Annotated in this window: 16 protein-coding genes; 3 read left to right on the forward strand and 13 right to left on the reverse strand. The window is 50.0% G+C overall.

Annotated features, from left to right (window positions below):
* The 11 genes from BM082_RS25435 to csrD form a co-directional block, all read right to left on the reverse strand.
* A complete protein-coding gene (locus BM082_RS25435) occupies positions 1–420 on the reverse strand; it encodes a type II secretion system protein (RefSeq protein WP_074927057.1) in 420 nt (139 codons plus the stop codon).
* A complete protein-coding gene (locus BM082_RS12040) occupies positions 417–1,028 on the reverse strand; it encodes a hypothetical protein (RefSeq protein WP_074927059.1) in 612 nt (203 codons plus the stop codon). Before BM082_RS12040 ends, BM082_RS25435 begins: the two co-directional genes overlap by 4 nt.
* Complete coding sequence (locus BM082_RS12045; RefSeq protein WP_074927061.1) at positions 1,029–2,261, reverse strand: type II secretion system F family protein; 1,233 nt, start codon at positions 2,259–2,261, stop codon at positions 1,029–1,031.
* The gene (locus BM082_RS12050) at positions 2,261–3,976 is read right to left on the reverse strand and encodes a GspE/PulE family protein (RefSeq protein WP_074927063.1); all 1,716 of its coding nucleotides are present in this window, start codon (positions 3,974–3,976) and stop codon (positions 2,261–2,263) included. The genes BM082_RS12045 and BM082_RS12050 overlap by 1 nt, the downstream gene beginning before the upstream one ends.
* A complete protein-coding gene (locus tag BM082_RS12055; protein ID WP_074927064.1) occupies positions 3,966–5,264 on the reverse strand; it encodes a tetratricopeptide repeat protein in 1,299 nt (432 codons plus the stop codon). The genes BM082_RS12050 and BM082_RS12055 overlap by 11 nt, the downstream gene beginning before the upstream one ends.
* Positions 5,265–5,270: 6 nt before the next feature.
* The gene (locus BM082_RS12060; RefSeq protein WP_017014367.1) at positions 5,271–6,104 is read right to left on the reverse strand and encodes an ExeA family protein; all 834 of its coding nucleotides are present in this window, start codon (positions 6,102–6,104) and stop codon (positions 5,271–5,273) included.
* 14 nt (positions 6,105–6,118) lie between these two features.
* Positions 6,119–7,741, reverse strand: coding sequence for a pilus (MSHA type) biogenesis protein MshL (gene mshL / locus BM082_RS12065; RefSeq protein WP_017014368.1), 1,623 nt, complete (start codon positions 7,739–7,741; stop codon positions 6,119–6,121).
* A 5-nt stretch (positions 7,742–7,746) separates the two neighbouring features.
* Positions 7,747–8,073, reverse strand: a complete 327-nt coding sequence (locus BM082_RS12070; protein ID WP_017014369.1) for a hypothetical protein — start codon at positions 8,071–8,073, stop codon at positions 7,747–7,749.
* On the reverse strand, positions 8,057–8,713 hold the full coding sequence (locus BM082_RS12075) for a type II secretion system protein GspM (protein ID WP_017008115.1): 657 nt from the start codon (positions 8,711–8,713) through the stop codon (positions 8,057–8,059). The genes BM082_RS12070 and BM082_RS12075 overlap by 17 nt, the downstream gene beginning before the upstream one ends.
* Positions 8,710–10,161: a hypothetical protein gene (locus BM082_RS12080; protein WP_017014370.1), complete on the reverse strand. Its 1,452-nt coding sequence runs from the start codon at positions 10,159–10,161 to the stop codon at positions 8,710–8,712. Before BM082_RS12080 ends, BM082_RS12075 begins: the two co-directional genes overlap by 4 nt.
* A gap of 141 nt (positions 10,162–10,302) precedes the next feature.
* The gene (gene csrD, locus BM082_RS12085) at positions 10,303–12,255 is read right to left on the reverse strand and encodes an RNase E specificity factor CsrD (protein WP_074927082.1); all 1,953 of its coding nucleotides are present in this window, start codon (positions 12,253–12,255) and stop codon (positions 10,303–10,305) included.
* Positions 12,256–12,507: 252 nt separating this feature from the next.
* Between csrD and BM082_RS12090 the strand changes: the two genes are divergently transcribed.
* On the forward strand, positions 12,508–13,386 hold the full coding sequence (locus BM082_RS12090; protein ID WP_017014372.1) for a LysR family transcriptional regulator: 879 nt from the start codon (positions 12,508–12,510) through the stop codon (positions 13,384–13,386).
* Between the two features lie 14 nt (positions 13,387–13,400).
* Here BM082_RS12090 and BM082_RS12095 read toward each other — a convergent pair whose 3' ends face one another.
* Both BM082_RS12095 and ssb read right to left on the reverse strand, forming a co-directional pair.
* Positions 13,401–13,955 carry a YbhB/YbcL family Raf kinase inhibitor-like protein gene (locus BM082_RS12095; RefSeq protein ID WP_074927066.1) on the reverse strand — a complete coding sequence of 185 codons (555 nt, stop codon included), beginning with the start codon at positions 13,953–13,955 and terminating at the stop codon, positions 13,401–13,403.
* 231 nt (positions 13,956–14,186) lie between these two features.
* Positions 14,187–14,723, reverse strand: coding sequence for a single-stranded DNA-binding protein (gene ssb, locus BM082_RS12100; protein ID WP_017014374.1), 537 nt, complete (start codon positions 14,721–14,723; stop codon positions 14,187–14,189).
* 396 nt (positions 14,724–15,119) lie between these two features.
* Between ssb and BM082_RS12105 the strand changes: the two genes are divergently transcribed.
* Positions 15,120–15,797: a LuxR C-terminal-related transcriptional regulator gene (locus BM082_RS12105; protein WP_017008108.1), complete on the forward strand. Its 678-nt coding sequence runs from the start codon at positions 15,120–15,122 to the stop codon at positions 15,795–15,797.
* Between the two features lie 208 nt (positions 15,798–16,005).
* Entirely contained in the window at positions 16,006–16,623 is a 618-nt protein-coding gene (locus BM082_RS12110; protein WP_017008107.1) for a calcium-binding protein, read from the forward strand.
* Positions 16,624–16,811: the final 188 nt, after the last annotated feature.

Raw genomic sequence — 16,811 nt, forward strand, 5'->3', positions numbered from 1 at the left:
TTATTCACAGTCATCAACTGTAGTTTTTGGGAAATTGTTAGCGTCAAACTCATAAATAACGCAAGTTACACCTGCACCAATTGTCTGGCCTTTGAGTGCATATCTAGCTTTATCTGCAACGGTATAATCTGACGCCCAATCTGTCGTAAGACCAGTAACTGCAGCACCGATTCCTGCAACAGCCGCTGTTGGATAACCTTCAGCCGTTACGGTAATTCCAGCAGCACTGCCATTAACTTGAACTTCAGCAAAAGTTACATTTGCCGCGCCATCAATTGCCCCTTTTAATCCCTGCAGTGCAGCATTTTGTGCATCAGTTTTAAAATCAAAGAATTTAGGTGCTGCTGTTGCCGCCAAAATACCCAGAATCACGATTACCACGATCATTTCGATCAGCGTAAAACCACCTTGACGTTTCATTGTCTCTCTCCAGATTTATTCAATACCTCTACCCTGCCCGAAGCGGGATAGTAGGCAAATACATGGTTAATCAGCACATCTGATGAACCATCTTTCATAAAACCGGCATGTACCGGTCGTTCAAATCGGCAATAAGGGGGAGAAGGTTGCGTCCCGTTCTCCAATACCGCTACTGCACGAACCCTAGGCAAAGTGCGAGAAAAAGCCCTCGGCCGAGTGTCTTGTTCCAGCCAATACGATTGGCCAGTAAATGCTTTAAATAGCGCGCCGCAATCTTGTGCGGTCAACGCTGACAGGGTTTTCGCCCCGCTTTCTAAGGCAAAGGGATACTGCCCATTACCTGCTATTTCATCTGTTAGGCGAAAGTGTTCGCCCTCCAGCACTACGATGCTTTTGCCCTGCTCACTGGATGCATGGCTCAGGCGACTGTGGAAGTACACATTCTGTGCCGCGCCTTGAAAAGCATTGGCCAGATAGCGAAACTCCACCTTGTCGGCATAACGCACAATGCCTTCAAACACAGGGATGGCTGCGATAACAAACCCGCCAATGAGTACCGTCAGGATCCCCCATTCAACGGGCGTGCGGTTCCATTTAGCACTGCGCATTTATCCGCCGCGGATAAGGTCGAGCATGTTCCACATCGGCAGGAAAATACCCAGCGCGAGAATCAGCACCATGCCTGCCACCACCAAGAGCAAAATGGGCTCCATGCGTGCAGACAAGGTTTTTAAGTCGTAATCCACTTCGCGGTCGTAAAACTCGCTCGCTTCCAACAACAGGTTGTCGATTTGACCCGTCTCTTCACCCACCTGAATCATCTGATGAACCAGTGGCGTAAAGAGTTTGCTGTCGCCCGTGACGGAACTGAGGTTCACGCCCGATTCAATCGCGTTTTTCATGCGATCGACTTCGCCAGCCAGAAAGTGATTGTCCAGCGCTTCGCCGGACATCTGTAACGCCGTATTGAGTGGCACGCCTGCACGAAGCATCAGGGCGAACGTGCGCGAGAATCGTGACATCAAGGCTTTGTTGACCAACGGGCCGACAAGCGGAATGCGCAGCTTAAATTTGTCCCACGACACGCGGCCTTTCTCCGTGTTCTTCCAAAGGCTCCAGCCAGCAAAAGAGCACACACTTGAGATCAGCAATAACCACCAGAAATCGACAAAGAAGCTCGACGTCGCCATCAATATTTTGGTGGGCAGTGGCAAGTCAGAACCGAACTTGGCGAACATGCCCGCGAACTGCGGGATGACTTTCACGTTCAAAAACACCATGGCCGAAATGATGACCATGAGGACAAAACTTGGGTAACGCAGCGCCGATTTGATGCGACGACGGGTTTCCATTTCTTGCTCGAAATACTCCGCTAATTGCAGCATGGCGTCGTCTAGTCGCCCTGTGTTCTCGCCCACTTGGATCAGTGACACAAACAAATCACTAAACACATGAGGGTGGTCTCGCATCGACGTCGATAACGCGCGGCCATTCGACAGCTCATTGCAAATCGACAATAGCGCCGCTTGAAGCGGTTTATCCGCGGTGCTTTGCGCCAAGCCTTTGATGGCGCGCATCAATGGCACGCCCGCTTTGGTCAGGCTGTACATCTGGCGACAAAGGATCACCAAGGATTCCAGCTTCACAGGGCGCTGGAACAAGGATACCGACGATTGACCTGATGACGCTTTTTGCGCGCGCGCCGTTGTTGGCGTCAGCGATAGCAGCACCATGCCGCCATCAACGATGGAGGCGATCGCTTCATGCTCTGTGCCCGCCTCTACCACGGCGGAGACACGCTTACCATTGGCCGCCCGGGCGGTATAACGAAAACGCGCCATTACACACTCACTAACGACATGGCAGCACCTTCAGAGAGTTTCATCGTCTCTTCCAGCGTGGTACTGCCTTGTTTGGCGTAATCCAGTGCACAGTTCACCAATGGCTTATAGCCCGGTTGCTGCTCGGCAAGCAACGCAAACGCACGCGTGTCATTGGCACGCAATGCATCCATCAAATCTGGCGTGATTTCGAGCAGCTCAAACACACCAATTCGGCCTTTGTAGCCGGTAAAATTACAGTGCTGACAACCACGACCGACGTAGAATCCTGCATTCGCAGACTCGGGCATGGTGGTCGTTAGCCATAGAGACTCGCTTTCATCCAAGGCGTGAGGCACTTTACAATCAGGACAAATACGACGGATCAAGCGCTGCGCTAACACTGCGCGCACCGCACTGGCAACCAGATACCCTGGCGCTTCCATGTCCAGCAAACGCAATGCACTGTCGATGGCATTGTTGGTGTGCAGTGTGGATAACACCAAGTGACCCGTCAGTGATGCGCGCAGACCGATTTCGACGGTTTCAAGATCACGCATTTCCCCCACCAGAATGATGTCTGGATCTTGGCGCAAGAAAGTACGCAGCGCGGAGGAAAACGTCAGGCCAATCTTGTTTGCAATTTGTACTTGGTTGATGCGCGGCAGACGATATTCCACCGGATCTTCCGCCGTCAAGATCTTCTTACCCGGCACATTGAGTTCGTTCAATGCGCCATACAAGGTGGTGGTTTTGCCCGAGCCCGTTGGCCCTGTCACCAAGATCATGCCGTGAGGGCGACGCAACTGATTTCGGAAGCGCTGCAACATCACTGGATCCATACCCACTTGGGTCAGGCTCAACACACCCGCCGATTGGTTGAGCAAACGCATCACCACAGATTCGCCGTGCTGAACAGGCAAGGTTGACACACGCACATCAATGGCATTGCCACGCACATTGATATTAAAACGCCCGTCTTGCGGCAGACGTTTTTCAGAAATGTCCATGCCACTCATTAGCTTCAAGCGCAGAACAAGGGCAGACGCAATGGCGCGTTCTTTCAATAAGGTTTCATGCAGCACACCATCAATACGCTGGCGAATGCGCAATGCATCGGCATCAGGCTCGATGTGAATGTCCGAGGCATTCACCTGCACAGCATCTTCAAACAAAGAGTTGATGAGCTTAACGACCGTCACTTCTTCAGACTGGTCGTCTTCCGCACCGAAATGTTGTTCCAGCTTTACGCCGTGCTCAGCTTGCAGACGCTCTGCAAACGAGGCGATATCACTGGTACGGCGATAGTAACGATCAAACGCATCCACCAGCGGCTGTTCTGCCACGATCAGCAGTTCAACACGGTATTGATGCAGCAAGTTCAGTACGCTTTCTTGCGCGGCAAGATCGGCAGGATCGGACATGGCAACACGTACTGTGTCATCCACACGACCAATCACCAGCGCACGTAATCGTCTTGCATGCACTTCGGGCAACAAGGTCACTGCGCTTGGGTCCACTTGCGTCAAACTCAGATCGATCAAGGGCACATGCAATTGACGCGCAAGGAAGTCGAGCAGTTGATGCTCAGACAAGATCCCCATGTCCATCAAGGTATCGCCAAGCTTACGGCCTGTTTGAGATTGGCGTTGCAAGGCAGCACTTAAATCATGATCAGAGATAATTTGCTCTTCAACCAACAAATCCCCCAGACGTTTGCGTAGCTTAACGGCCATCTGAGTCTCCTTCTTTCTGTGCTTGATTATTGATGTACACCAAACGCTGACGCGCGAATTGCACGGATTTATCGCTCAAACCACCCGCCTGAATCGCTGATTGATACGACTCTTTTGCTGTCGATAAGTCGCCTTCTCGCTCCGAAGACACGGCGTAGCCTAACCACCAGCGGCCATCATGTGGCTCATTGCGCGTCAGCCATTGGTAGCTGTTTTTGGCTAAGCCATGACGACCCAGTTTCTGCGCCAAGGCAGCACGCATCGACATGAAGCGACGTTGCTCACCATCTAACGTGTCTACCGGGGTCATCAGCACATTCAATGCTGATTCTTCGCGGCTACTTTGCTGATACATGCGTGCCAAGGTCAGCTTGAGTGACGCCGCTTGCGGGTTCGCGCTGATGCCTTTTCGCAGCACGCTTTCTGCATCACGCAGCTTTCCGCGTCCATAAAGCAAGCCTGCAAGTTGATTGGTGGCACCAAGGTGTGTCGGTTGATATTTCACGGCATCACGCAGGTAAACAATCGCTTTTTGGGTATCGCCCACCTGCGTGCGTTTTTGTGCTTTTTTGTACGCAATCGCCGCCAAGTCTTCGCCGCTCAGTTCAACGGTTTCGACCGTCAGTGATGGCGTGGATGTGTCTTCCATTACCGCGCTTTCTTCAGACGTAGACGCAGAATTCGCGGACGGCTCAAGGGTCGTCATCGCGATAACGCGCGGGGTATTCTTCGGCGCAGCAGACGATGTGCTCACGGGCGTTTTCACATCAGTGTCAGCTTTTGAATTTGAACGGGTATTCGAGCTTATCGCCGCCAGCTCTACAGGTGCTTCAACATGCTTCATGGGCGCCGCTTTAGGATCTGAAACGAATGCTGTCTGACGAACAATGTCAGGTTGCTTTACCGCAACTGCGGATGCCTTTGGTTTGTCATTCAACGCGACAAAAGTAATGTCTTGCGTCGCCACTTTTGTTGTGACGCTCGGCGTGATGATTGACGGTGCGACCACTGGCTCGTGGATTGCCACGCCAGCGTCGGTTTCTTTGATCAGCGCAGGCGCAATCGCTTGAGGCTGCGCGATAACGGTTTTGCCTTCGCGGTCAGCATTGTCACCATTGGCAGCAATCGCCCATGCGATGCCGGAAGCCCCAACCAAGGTTGCGACGATCGCCAGCACCACACGTACAACGCGGAATCCCCACGTCGATGGAATCGCTGCCAAGGAAACGGTATTTTCTTTTTGAGCTGGCGCACTCAGGTCGCTCAGCATACGGTTCAATTCACTCATACGTTCCTACCCCCACAAAGCACGCAGCGCAGAGTGCTGCTTCGCCAGCGGCGTGTCTTTAATCGCTAAACGGACGGCGCGATCAGAAACCTGACGGCGTCCTTTGCCATAACTCAACAACAGGGACTTATGGCATAGCTGGTGAATCAATCGGGGAATGCCTTGGCTCGCTACCCAAATACGACGTTTCGCCCACCCGCTAAAGTGTCGCGACAATGCGCCTTTTTCACTCATACGATGGTCAATGTATGCAGACGCTTCGGCATAAGTGAGCGGCAACAAGGTTGCGCTAAAGCTGATGCGTTGCAGCAGTTGACGCATGTTGTGCTGCGACAAACGTTCATCTAGTTCAGGCTGTCCAAACAACACGATTTGAATCAGTTTGCGCTGTTCCGTTTCAAGGTTCCCGAGCAAGCGAATGGCTTCAAGCACACCATCAGGCAAGGCTTGTGCTTCATCGCATAAGATGAGCACAGGCTTTTCGGCATGCGCCGCAGCAATGGCGGCTTGCTGGATCGCCCCCAAGACTTTGTCTTCTGACAAGGCTTCCGGCAGGGTGAGCTCATCCGCAATCATGCGGTACAACACAGACACGGTATTCGCAGGGTTTGGCAAAAAAACCAAGGTACATTCTTCGGCAAGCGTCGACAGAAGAAGGCGGCACACCATGGTTTTCCCCGTGCCGACTTCACCCGTGATCTTCACCAAGCCTTCGCCCATTCTCACCGCCATGACGCTGGTATTGATGGCGTCGACGTGCGACTGCGTCCCGAAAAAGCTTCGGGTATCCGGCGTTAAGCTAAAAGGCGCGGCATTGAGGCCAAAGTGGTTAAGATACATTGTGCTAATTTCGCCTACTTCGCGTCGTTCTCAGGGAACCATTCGTTGAGCAGTTCGCGTGAGCGCTGAATCTCTTCTTGCCACGTTTGCTCACCCACCACGGAAGGTTGAAGCAAGATGACCAATTCAGTTTTCTGCTTCAAGCGATTCACGTTGCGGAAAAGATGGCCCAGCCCCGGAATATCACCCAGTAGCGGTACTTTCGACACTTGCTCGTCGAAGCTTGATTTCATCAACCCGCCGATCACCACCACATCGCCAGAGCGGGCATGAATGATCGAATCAGACTCGCGGATCGAGGTTTTCGCCAACGGCAACACATAAGGTTCAGACGCGCTGCCTAGCTGAATAGTTTTCTCTTCCGTCACCACATCAATAACCGCAGGGTGAACATGCAGCAGCACACCATTGTCGTCATCAATTTGCGGCGTAACATCCAAAGAAATACCAGAGAAGAAAGGGGTGAGCTCGATGTTTGGCCCAGATTCTGAGTTATCGCCAGAGCTGTCGCTGGAGGAAATATCCGTCACGAAGTACTCGTCACCACCGACTTTGATCACCGCTTTCTGGTTGTTCGCTGCCGTCACTCGAGGGCTCGACAGCACGTTCACATCGCCTTGGGTATCAAGGAAACTCAGTACTGCATCGAAATGCCCATCCGTGATGGTGATATTGGTTTGTCCGCCAATCACGTTGGAAATCAGATCGCCCGCCAAATCAGAGGCAGGACGACTCACATCAATACCACCGCTGCCGATGCTTTTGCTGATGTTTGACCAATTCACGCCTTGTTGATAACCATCGCTCAAGGTGACTTCAAGGATTTTCGCTTCCAAAATCACCTGGCGCTTTAAGCGTTTTTCAGAGATTTCAAGAAAGCGTTTCACTTCGCGAAGTTCGTTAGGAAACGCCTTCACAGTGATCAAACTGGCTTGCGGAGAAACAACGATAGAACGCCCCTCACCCGAACCAATCATGGCACTCACCGCGCGTTCCAGTTGCATCCAGAAACTGCTTTCGGAGCGTGTTTCAATCACAGTGCCGCCCGTCGATTTCGACGCACGTTCGCTGCCTTCACCGCTGTCACCACTGGAACTTCCGCTGTCAGTGGATATCGCCCCCGTGCTGATAGACGTTAATGACACGCCTGCACGCTGCAATTGTAAATAGTCGACAGCGAAGGTTTCAGTGCGAAGTGCCGCTGGGAAAATTTGGATCAGGCGACCCTGTGTTTCAATGCTGTAGCCATAGATATCAGAGACCACGTCTAAGGCTTCTTTTACCGTGACGTCTTTCAGCGATACTGTGATTTTCCCGCTGACATCAGGGTGCATCACGAGGTTGAAATCCGTGCCTTGAACGAGGCTACCAAAAAAAGCTTTGGCATCGATGTTATTGGCGTTAATGCGCAAGCGTTTTTCAGTCACCATCGCGCCGCCCGCAGGGTCAGAGAAATCCCCCATCAAATCGTCCGTCACCGCATCAGGCAATGCCGACAAAGGCTGAGTGGTACTTTGCGCATACGCTTCGTTCAGCGCCGCTTGCACTTCAGTAGGCTTTTGATGCCCCACACTTTGGCACGCAGTCAATAAAGTTGCCGCTAAGCAAGTCAGCAAGACTTTACCTAACATCGTCATATTTCTCACTGTACCACCTGCTCATTGAATACGGTTAAGGACCAACGGCGATCGCCACGTACTAGCGTGACGGCCTCTTCGTTGATGGCGCGAATGACATAGCCATTGATCGATTGGCCGTTCGCGAGCGCACGGCCATTCAGCACCGCTGAACAGTCGTTTTCGCTGGCACACAAGATTGCATCCAAACGAGGAAGTCGAATCTTGGCGCGCGTCGCCGGTTGGCTCAGCGCTTCAAAGCCAAGCGGTGCAGTTGGGTCGGTTGCCGCCACAGATGGCAATGCGAGAGTAAGCAAGCACATACCTATAACGCTTTTAGCCATCGTTTGCATGCACACCTCCAATAAAGACCGGGCTTTCACCAAGGGTGTAAACTTGTAAAGTGACGTCTGCGAGCGGATACGCTTTGACGCGATAATCCACGCTTCGCCAGTAATACTTCACAGGTAACGCTTCAAGTGCCGCTAAATAATCCACGATGTCGAAATAGCGCCCTTGCAGTTCAATCTCGACAGGGTGCAAATAGAAGCCCGCTTGATCTTTCTCGGTCAATTGCGCCGCTGGCAACGTCGTCATTGATAATAAAGTCAATTTATCTGATTGCTTTAAGACGTTTTCCATCAAGTTTGCCATTTGCGGCGCACTCACCAAACCTTCCGTTTTACGCGCCATTTCAGCATCGAGTTGCGCGATTTCTTGATTCAGTGATGCCAATGTTTTTTCAAGTTCCGCATTCGCTGAGGTATTGAGCTTTTCTTGCTTCATCATGTTTAGCGCCAACAACTCTTTCGTGGTTTGTTGTTGTTGAGAAAACTCGACATTTACCGCGCTCAACGTTTTAGCAATCGGTTCAAGGAAAAGGAACACACCAAGGCCCATGATCAGCAACCATCCCGCGCTGGCGATCAGCCACTGTTCACGCGCCGTTAAACCTTCAAACCCTTGTTTTAGTTTTTCCAGAAATGCATTCATTGCTTGCCCTCCGCGTTCTCACGCTTAGATTGCAAACTGAACGTAAGTCGGTTGTTTTCATCACGGGCCAATGCCATGTGCTCAAACACGCGCTGCGACAGCGGTGGCTGAGTCTCGAAAGATTTAATCCAAGCAGGCACGGCATCTGGCGATGAAGCCAACCCTTGAATATTCAAGGTGCCTTGGCTAACAAAGATGTCTGATACGGACACATCGCGGCGTGATAACGTTGCGAGCGCGCGGAAGGTATCAGCATGGCCCTTTTGCAGCGCTTTATCGTGTTGACGCACTGCGTCGAGCGCAGCTTTTTTCGCTCGAACCGATTCTTGGGCGCGGTTGGTATCATTAACCATGCTGACCGACGGTAAATGCAGCTTGAGCTGACTATTCAGCTCATCCGACAATGATTGTGCGACCTGAAGTTCAGATGTGGATACTTTTAAAGCTTGGTTTGCATTCGACAACTGCCATTGTTGGTAAGCAGCCACTAACACCAGCATGAATGCAGACACGCCCCAGCAAAGCAACATGCGTTCAAATGAAAGCAAAGGTGTCGATTGGCGTAGATCATCACTGAAAAGGTTAATGTCTGGCGAACTGTCAGTTTCAAGGGCTGCGAGCGCGATGTTATGCAGGTGGTCATCCGAGTCAAACAAGGTTTGAGGTCGAACCTTCACCGTCAAGCGAGAAGAGAGCTGAAAAGCCAGCTCTGTGTTGTCCGCCGCTTGGACGCTAACAACCAATCCACTGACCTGTGCTTCTTTCAGTTGCGAACGCAAATAATCCAATGAGCGTTGAATTTCTAACGCCAAATCATCAACAACGGATGGCGACAGCGAAACGCCATCAAACATCACGCCACGGACTTGTCGCTGGAAGCACAATTTGCCCAAGCTAAAGACGCTTAATTGGATGGCACCTTGGCCATCTTGGCTGAGCACCATTTCTGCTTTATCCAGTGCCGTCCACTGACGGAGTAACACATCTTCAACAGAAACATTTGTTAAGCGGCACTGGTTTTTCTTTAAGACATCGTCAAGTTGAGCAAGCAGAGACTTGTTACAAACGAAGACTTGGTAGCGATTTGCAACGGGTAACGCGTAGCCATCGGCAACAATCTCAGAAGGAGAGTCAGAAATATAATCTTTGATCTGAAAAGGCAATGCGGAACGTTTGTCTTCATCAGACAAACCCGGATTATCTATCAGCAATGATTGGTACAAACCGTGACCAAGCACGAGATGCACGTCAGAATGATTCACGTCTTGCTGCTGCAACAACTGAGCAACAACGCGTACGGCATCCATTCCGGTCACAGGCAAACTCGTCACATGATGACTTTCATGCAACAAGTAGCTTATAACCACTTGATTTGAAGACACAATCAAGCTAACAACTTGGCGCTGCCTTCGGGTAGGGATTTTTGCGATCAAAGAAGAGAGTGCCATCTACGTCTACAACAGGCCAAAGTTTGTTAAAAACATGTTTGAAGTACGGCATATTCTATCAAAATTTCCGCCAAAAAATAAGTCTTTCTCTGATGATTATCTGACGCGAACGTATAAAAAATAAACACCGTTTAGCGTGTATTATTGTTTACGCCAGCGCTGTCGTTTACGTGTTGCAGGGCTACCGGAAAGCTCCGCACCTAACCATCGACCTTGACCTCCTTGTACGCCGAGCTGCATCAAAATTTTCCACTCATGTTCTGACTCGACACCAACCGCCAACACTTGCGTTGGTGTTGGCTCACAAGCCCCTAACATACTGCGCACATAAAGTTGATTTTCAGGGCGCAGATGAATATCGCGAACCAGGCTTCTGTGCAACTTGATATATTTAGGTTGAATGTCTTTCACGTAATGGGTGCTGACAACGGAACGACCCGCCTGATCGACCACCAAAGGACACCCTAATGCACGGATCATGCGAAGCGTTGGACGCACGGCATCGAAGTGGTTGACTAGTGGTCCTTCTGACACTTCAAACATCAATCGATTTAGCACGCTACGCGGTGTTTGTAGCAATGCATCTCGCAGCCATTTTTGGAAAGGTCGCTGACGCAATGATTCGGCACACACGTTAATGGCGAGGATTTCTCTGCCATCGCCTTGGCGAAGTTGTTGTAAGGCCTTGGTCACAACAGTACGATCGAGTCGGCTGTTAAAACCGATCAAATCTATCCCATTCATGAAGCGAGAAGCTTTGACCACTAAACCATTTTCGTCTTTTATGCGCGCAAGAAGCTCAGTGTGAAGATCATTCTGCAGGGTGTCTTTCACGGTTTGACGGTATAAATCTGGTCCACCGTTTTCAAAAACACGAGTCAGTAGCGTACGCCAGCGCACACTGCCTCGTGCATCTTCTGCGACCACATCTTTCTTAAAGGCATACCAGCCATTAGAAGCTTGCAAAACGGCACTGCGTTTTGCCATGTCGGCCTCTTCCATCAAACGACCGCGACGTTCGCCAGTGGTAAAGAAGGTCATCCCCATGTGTGCCCAGTTTTCCACCTCAAGCACTTCTGGAGGGGTTAAGCGCTCTAACGCCTTCATGAGTTGGTTGGCAAATAATCTCGCTTCTTTGCCTGATTGGTGAACTAACAAGATGGCAAACTCTGTGTCGTAGTAGCGCGCCAAGATCGCATCAGGGAAACGTTGCACAGCATTCGACAGCACATTGCCCACTTCTTTCACCCACTCGTCAGCGCCGGACTTCCCGAGATCTTGCACCAAGGCATCCCACTCACCTATGCGGATGATCATAACCGCACCATGCGCCCCTTTGTCTTGCAACAGGGTTTGAAGGCGGTTATCGAACATCACGCGGTTAGCAGCACCAGTGAGCTTATCGAGGAAGGTGTTGGTGCGGATAAAGGTATCGAAGCGGCTGCGCTCCTGCCTTGCATCACGGAGCTCAGCAATCATTTGATCAAGTGCAATGCTGGCGGTAACTGGCCACTCTCGCTCGTCTCCCTTCTGCACTTCTTCCGCGCGACCAGCGAGGATCATTCTCCCCCGGTCTTCAAGCAGCTCTGCACCGTGCAATTGCATTTTGAGCCAACGAATACCCCAAGCTAACGACAGCACGATAAACAAAACAGCAAGAGAGAGGGAGAACATAGGGCCGATGGAATACGCAAAATCTGCGTAAGGTGGCACGGCTTTTACCGTCACGAAGAAACCGGGGTTGTTCGGCAGTTCATAGCGGTTTTCCACCAATTCCACCGGGCGAACTGCAATTTGGATTTGATCGTAGCGGTACAAAAGCCCTGTGCGGCTGCTGATTTCAAGCTCTACCACATCACTGGCTTTCAGCAGTTTCGGTAGCCACATACCAATGTTTTCGGTTTCGACAGGATTAGCGACTGCGTCGTCGATTTGCACGACCACTTGTTTCAGGTAATGGGAGAGAAAGTCCGTTCCCAATTTACGGAAGCTGACGGCGCCGCCAATAAAAAGCACAAACATCGCACAGACGACGATAAGCGTAACAAAAGCCACCAATCGATTGGTGAGCTTCATCCCGACAACTTTTCTCATGTAAAGTCCATTGTTGGTATTGGCCACTCTCTAAATCCTTTTAAAGCAGTTTAGTGAGGCCAAGGTTGCATTTCGGCAAGTGTTTTAGAATATTGGTACGCGTTTACAGGCACGCGTTGTTCCATATGTCTCTCTGACTGACGCAGTGCGATCCCGTATGAATCTCAGACCTAATCAACAGTTTGGGGTTATTATCGTTCTTCCCGAAACGAAAGTGAACGCAATCTCAACACTATTGGAATGAATCATTAAATGGATTGGATCACCTGCGCTAAAAGCTATGTCACCGTGGTTGAAATGGGGTCGCTCGCTCAAGCGGCCACGAAGCTCAACACATCAAGTTCTGCACTCTCTAAGCGTCTCGCATGGCTTGAAAATCAACTCGGGGTTCAGCTACTCAAACGCACCACGAGAAATCTCACCATGACAGATGCAGGCCGCCTATTTTACCAGCGCGGGAAACTGCTGATTGATGACTGGACCCAACTGGTGTCTGAAACCACCTCCACCTATGGTGAAGTCAGCGGCGTTTTGCGCATTGCCGCCCCACTCGCCACAGGCAGTCGCCTACTGATCAACAACATTGGCGAGTTCCTAACCGCACACCCGAACATTCAAGTTGAGATGCACACCCTTGCGCCAGGGCAGTTGCCCGACCCGAATCTCGATGTGGTCATTACGCGCGAACTGGCTGACTTCAACTCTGCCAGTTTTATCGCCACCAAGTTGTTCGATTTCCAGCCGCGCTTTTTTGCCTCTCCCGGCTACCTTGCGCAGCATTCACCGATTCTCGAACCTGAGCAGCTTCTTCAGCATAACTGCTTACTGTATGGATCAACGAGCCACCCTCAGGAGCATGAGTTTGAACACGGCAGAAAACTGCGATTAACGGGTAACTTTGTATCACCAAACCCTGAAGCCTTGGTAAACGCTGCGGTGGCCGGGCTAGGTATCATTTTGGTCGGCGATGTCACCATACGCAAGGAGCTGGATCAAGGGTTACTGGTTCCCGTATTACCTGAACTGCGTCAACCCAAAAGTGCTGCTTATGCGTATTACCCTAAACTCGAATACAACCACACGAAAACACGCTTGTTCATCGATTTCATGAAGTGCAAAGTGGCTCAGTAACACCAGAAGGTCTGTTATTTTCTCGTATTGGTTGGCGCAAGCAATTGTGCCTCCCCGATTCGGTGCTGAAGAATGTAATACCCGGCCAATGCAGGCGAGCCGTCAGCGGGCACACCCAGCGTATCAACATCCAATGCATACACGGTGATTTTATAATTGTGTGGTGCTGAGTTCGGTGGTGGACATGCCCCACCAAAGCCCACGAAGCCAAAGTCATTACGCTGCATTTGGGCCCCTTTCGGCAGATTCTCACCGCTTTGATTGCCAGCATCACTGGCTACTTGCGTTTGATTTGCAGGGATATTGATCATCACCCAATGCCACCAACCACTGCCTGTCGGCGCATCAGGGTCATACATGGTCACGGCAAAACTTTTTGTCCCCTTAGGCACATCTCGCCACACTAATTCGGGAGAAACATTGTCCCCTTCACACCCCCATTGATTAAATACCTGCTGGGTGTTTAACGACGCGCCTTCCGTCACTTGAGGGCTTGTTATCACCATAGATTCTGCGGTGAATGAAAGCATCGTCATCGTACAGATCGAAACTGCTAACCTTGTCTTCATGTCTGTTTCTCCGTTTTGCGTTCGAAAGAGTATTGTTCATGCTCTCTAAACAACTCGACTCATATTCAATACAGAAGGATGTTGACGGTTTTAGTGAGGGAAAGCGGAGTGAAAAGCGTTAAGGAGAAAAATCGTGAAGCCGAAAACAACAAACCCCGCCGAAGCAGGGTTTGTTTATGCATTCATATCAATCATACCAAGACGATTGAGCCAGTTTTCGTCACAGCGTGATTAGAACGGAATGTCATCATCAAAATCAGGCATGTCATTGTACTGAGGTGCTTGATTTTGTTGTTGAGGTGCTTGCTGCTGCGGCTTCTGCTGGTAAGAAGGCTGCTGAGGTTGACCCCAGTTACCACCTTGCTGCTGTGCATTTTGTTGAGCCGGTTGTTGGCCTTGGCCTTGACCACCGCCCATGCCACCACCAGAACGGCTGTCTAGCATTTGCATTTCGTTCGCAACGATTTCAGTCGTGTAGCGGTCTTGACCGTCTTGACCCTGCCACTTACGCGTTTGCAGGCGGCCTTCCAAATACACTTTTGACCCTTTTTTCAGGTACTCACCCGCGATTTCAGCCAGACGACGATACATCACCACACGGTGCCACTCAGTCATCTCTTTGTTTTCGCCAGTGCTCTTGTCGCGCCACGTTTCTGAGGTCGCAACGGTCAGATTAGCAACTGCACCGCCATTTGGCAGATAGCGAACTTCAGGGTCATTGCCCAAGTTGCCAATCAAAATTACTTTGTTTACACCACGGCTGGCCATATTTTGCTCCCAAACCTTTTCATTACGGCATCGAAATGCGCGATTCGCGCTTAAACGATGATAATAACAGATGCGAGAAAATTCTTCACAGCTTTGCATTGATTCTGTGGGCACGTTAAAAAGCCGCAATGCGTTTCATGTTTGCACGAATGAAATCAAAAACATCGAGTGAAGAAACAACGAAAAAGTGCAAATTGTATTAGACTAACAAAGAGTTTGAGTGAAACATCGCAATGCGCTGTTCATCAAAGAGTTCAAGAAATGATACGGATTGGTTCCAGCATGTGCAGTTAGAATGCTGCGACTTAATATATTTTGCGAACCATGTTCCAGATACACCACCGTGTGTCGGTGAGGGAAACCACTTCGTACTTATTTAAAGCATTAGGGATACACATGCCAATCATTGAAACCACCTCAGACAAATACACTATCCTGCTTGTTTCTGAACCTAGCATGACAATCAACGCGTTGATTTCCTGCCTCGAGAAAGAAATAGAGAGCAGTGTCGCACTGGTGGAAAAGCAAGAAATTGGCGATAAACTCGCAACCTCCTCAGGCCTCGTGCTTATCGATTTGAGCGCATTTGAAGGTGATGCAGTCAACTATGTGAAGCAGAGTCTTGCTCCATTTAGCGAGCAACATGTCTTTGCATTGTTTAATGCTCACGACTTGTCCGCCAAGGAGCTTGCAAGCTGGCCATTCATCAAGGGCGTATTCAAAAAAGAAGATGACCTCGAACATCTGTGCCACGGCATCGAAAAAATGCTTTCCGGCGAATACTGGCTACCTCGCCAGAAACTGGCCGAACTCATCCACTATTACCAACAGAACAACAACAACGCGATCGATTATTCAGAGATTTGTCTGACTAACCGAGAACAGCAGATTCTACGTAAGCTGGTCACGGGGGCTTCCAACAGCGAAATCGCAGACAGCTTGTTCGTTTCTGAACATACCGTTAAGTCTCACCTGTATAACATCTTTAAGAAAATTAACGTTAAGAACCGTGTTCAAGCAGTGTTCTGGGCAAAAAACAACCTTTCAGTCATCGGTCTCGACTACCAAGGCTAACCTGTTATAAGGAAAGACTTTTATAAGTATTTCCTTATATTGCTGCATTATCGAGACACCCCTGTATAGATTAATACACCATATTGATAGTGCATGGTGTACGTTTATCCCCACATCTATTCACCCTCAGTGCACCCTGCAAAATAACAAAAATAGATGACGACCCAGTTGGCTTTCTTAGTAATTGATTTAAGAAAGAGGCAGGACAATGGCTGACATAAATGGCACCGCAGTAGCGGAAACGCTTTATGGCACAAACGAATCTGACAATATTTTTAGTTTTGGAGGAGATGACGTAAAAGTAGGGTTCGGCGGAGACGATAATGTATTCGGCGGCAGAGGCGATGACCTAATGACTGGTGGTGCTGGCAATGATTTCGTGAGCGGTGGTATTGGCGACGATGTTGTTGGTGGTGGTAGCGGTGATGACATCCTTTTCGGAGGTGAAGGTAACGATGATGTACTTGGAGGCATAGGAAACGACTTGTTATTTGCAGTGTCTGGCAACGATAGATTGTTTGGCGGAGACGGGGATGACTGGTTAGTAAGTGGCATCGACAATGACTTTCTGATTGGAGGTTCAGGTGCTGATACATTTCTCTTCGACAACATTCTTGGTAACAGCACCGGCGACGATCGCGTTGTCGATTTTGAAGTAGGCATAGACACATTATTTATTCGCGCAACAGGTGACACTGATTTCGCGTCACTCAGCATCTCCCAAGTGGGTATCAATACGTTAATAAGCCTTGCGGACGGATCAAGCTTCATCCTCAACGGCATTACATCCACTGATTTATCTGCGAGTGATTTCCATATTGTCTAGATAATTTTCACCACGTTTGGCAAGTAGGCAGCACACCCACAGTGAGTTGCCTACTTTACAATTCATTCCCCCTCCCCCTTTGACCGAGCCTGCAGACTTTTTTACAGGCACTGAAAAGAAACCTCACCCCCCTTGCGCCTAAGTTGCGACGTTGACTCAATATTAAGAGCCTCTTACTAAACCCTATA

Origin of the sequence: Enterovibrio norvegicus DSM 15893, from assembly GCF_900115495.1 — a bacterium.
In the GTDB taxonomy this organism is placed as follows: Bacteria; Pseudomonadota; Gammaproteobacteria; order Enterobacterales; family Vibrionaceae; genus Enterovibrio; species Enterovibrio norvegicus.

What these genes read in the sequence shown, in the direction of transcription:
- BM082_RS25435 (WP_074927057.1), bottom strand. Translation starts at nt 420, where the DNA reads ATGAAACGTCAAGGTGGTTTTACGCTGATCGAAATGATCGTGGTAATC.
- BM082_RS12040 (WP_074927059.1), bottom strand. Translation starts at nt 1,028, where the DNA reads ATGCGCAGTGCTAAATGGAACCGCACGCCCGTTGAATGGGGGATCCTG.
- BM082_RS12045 (WP_074927061.1), bottom strand. Translation starts at nt 2,261, where the DNA reads ATGGCGCGTTTTCGTTATACCGCCCGGGCGGCCAATGGTAAGCGTGTC.
- BM082_RS12050 (WP_074927063.1), bottom strand. Translation starts at nt 3,976, where the DNA reads ATGGCCGTTAAGCTACGCAAACGTCTGGGGGATTTGTTGGTTGAAGAG.
- BM082_RS12055 (WP_074927064.1), bottom strand. Translation starts at nt 5,264, where the DNA reads ATGAGTGAATTGAACCGTATGCTGAGCGACCTGAGTGCGCCAGCTCAA.
- BM082_RS12060 (WP_017014367.1), bottom strand. Translation starts at nt 6,104, where the DNA reads ATGTATCTTAACCACTTTGGCCTCAATGCCGCGCCTTTTAGCTTAACG.
- mshL (WP_017014368.1), bottom strand. Translation starts at nt 7,741, where the DNA reads ATGACGATGTTAGGTAAAGTCTTGCTGACTTGCTTAGCGGCAACTTTA.
- BM082_RS12070 (WP_017014369.1), bottom strand. Translation starts at nt 8,073, where the DNA reads ATGCAAACGATGGCTAAAAGCGTTATAGGTATGTGCTTGCTTACTCTC.
- BM082_RS12075 (WP_017008115.1), bottom strand. Translation starts at nt 8,713, where the DNA reads ATGAATGCATTTCTGGAAAAACTAAAACAAGGGTTTGAAGGTTTAACG.
- BM082_RS12080 (WP_017014370.1), bottom strand. Translation starts at nt 10,161, where the DNA reads ATGGCACTCTCTTCTTTGATCGCAAAAATCCCTACCCGAAGGCAGCGC.
- csrD (WP_074927082.1), bottom strand. Translation starts at nt 12,255, where the DNA reads ATGAGAAAAGTTGTCGGGATGAAGCTCACCAATCGATTGGTGGCTTTT.
- BM082_RS12090 (WP_017014372.1), top strand. Translation starts at nt 12,508, where the DNA reads ATGGATTGGATCACCTGCGCTAAAAGCTATGTCACCGTGGTTGAAATG.
- BM082_RS12095 (WP_074927066.1), bottom strand. Translation starts at nt 13,955, where the DNA reads ATGAAGACAAGGTTAGCAGTTTCGATCTGTACGATGACGATGCTTTCA.
- ssb (WP_017014374.1), bottom strand. Translation starts at nt 14,723, where the DNA reads ATGGCCAGCCGTGGTGTAAACAAAGTAATTTTGATTGGCAACTTGGGC.
- BM082_RS12105 (WP_017008108.1), top strand. Translation starts at nt 15,120, where the DNA reads ATGCCAATCATTGAAACCACCTCAGACAAATACACTATCCTGCTTGTT.
- BM082_RS12110 (WP_017008107.1), top strand. Translation starts at nt 16,006, where the DNA reads ATGGCTGACATAAATGGCACCGCAGTAGCGGAAACGCTTTATGGCACA.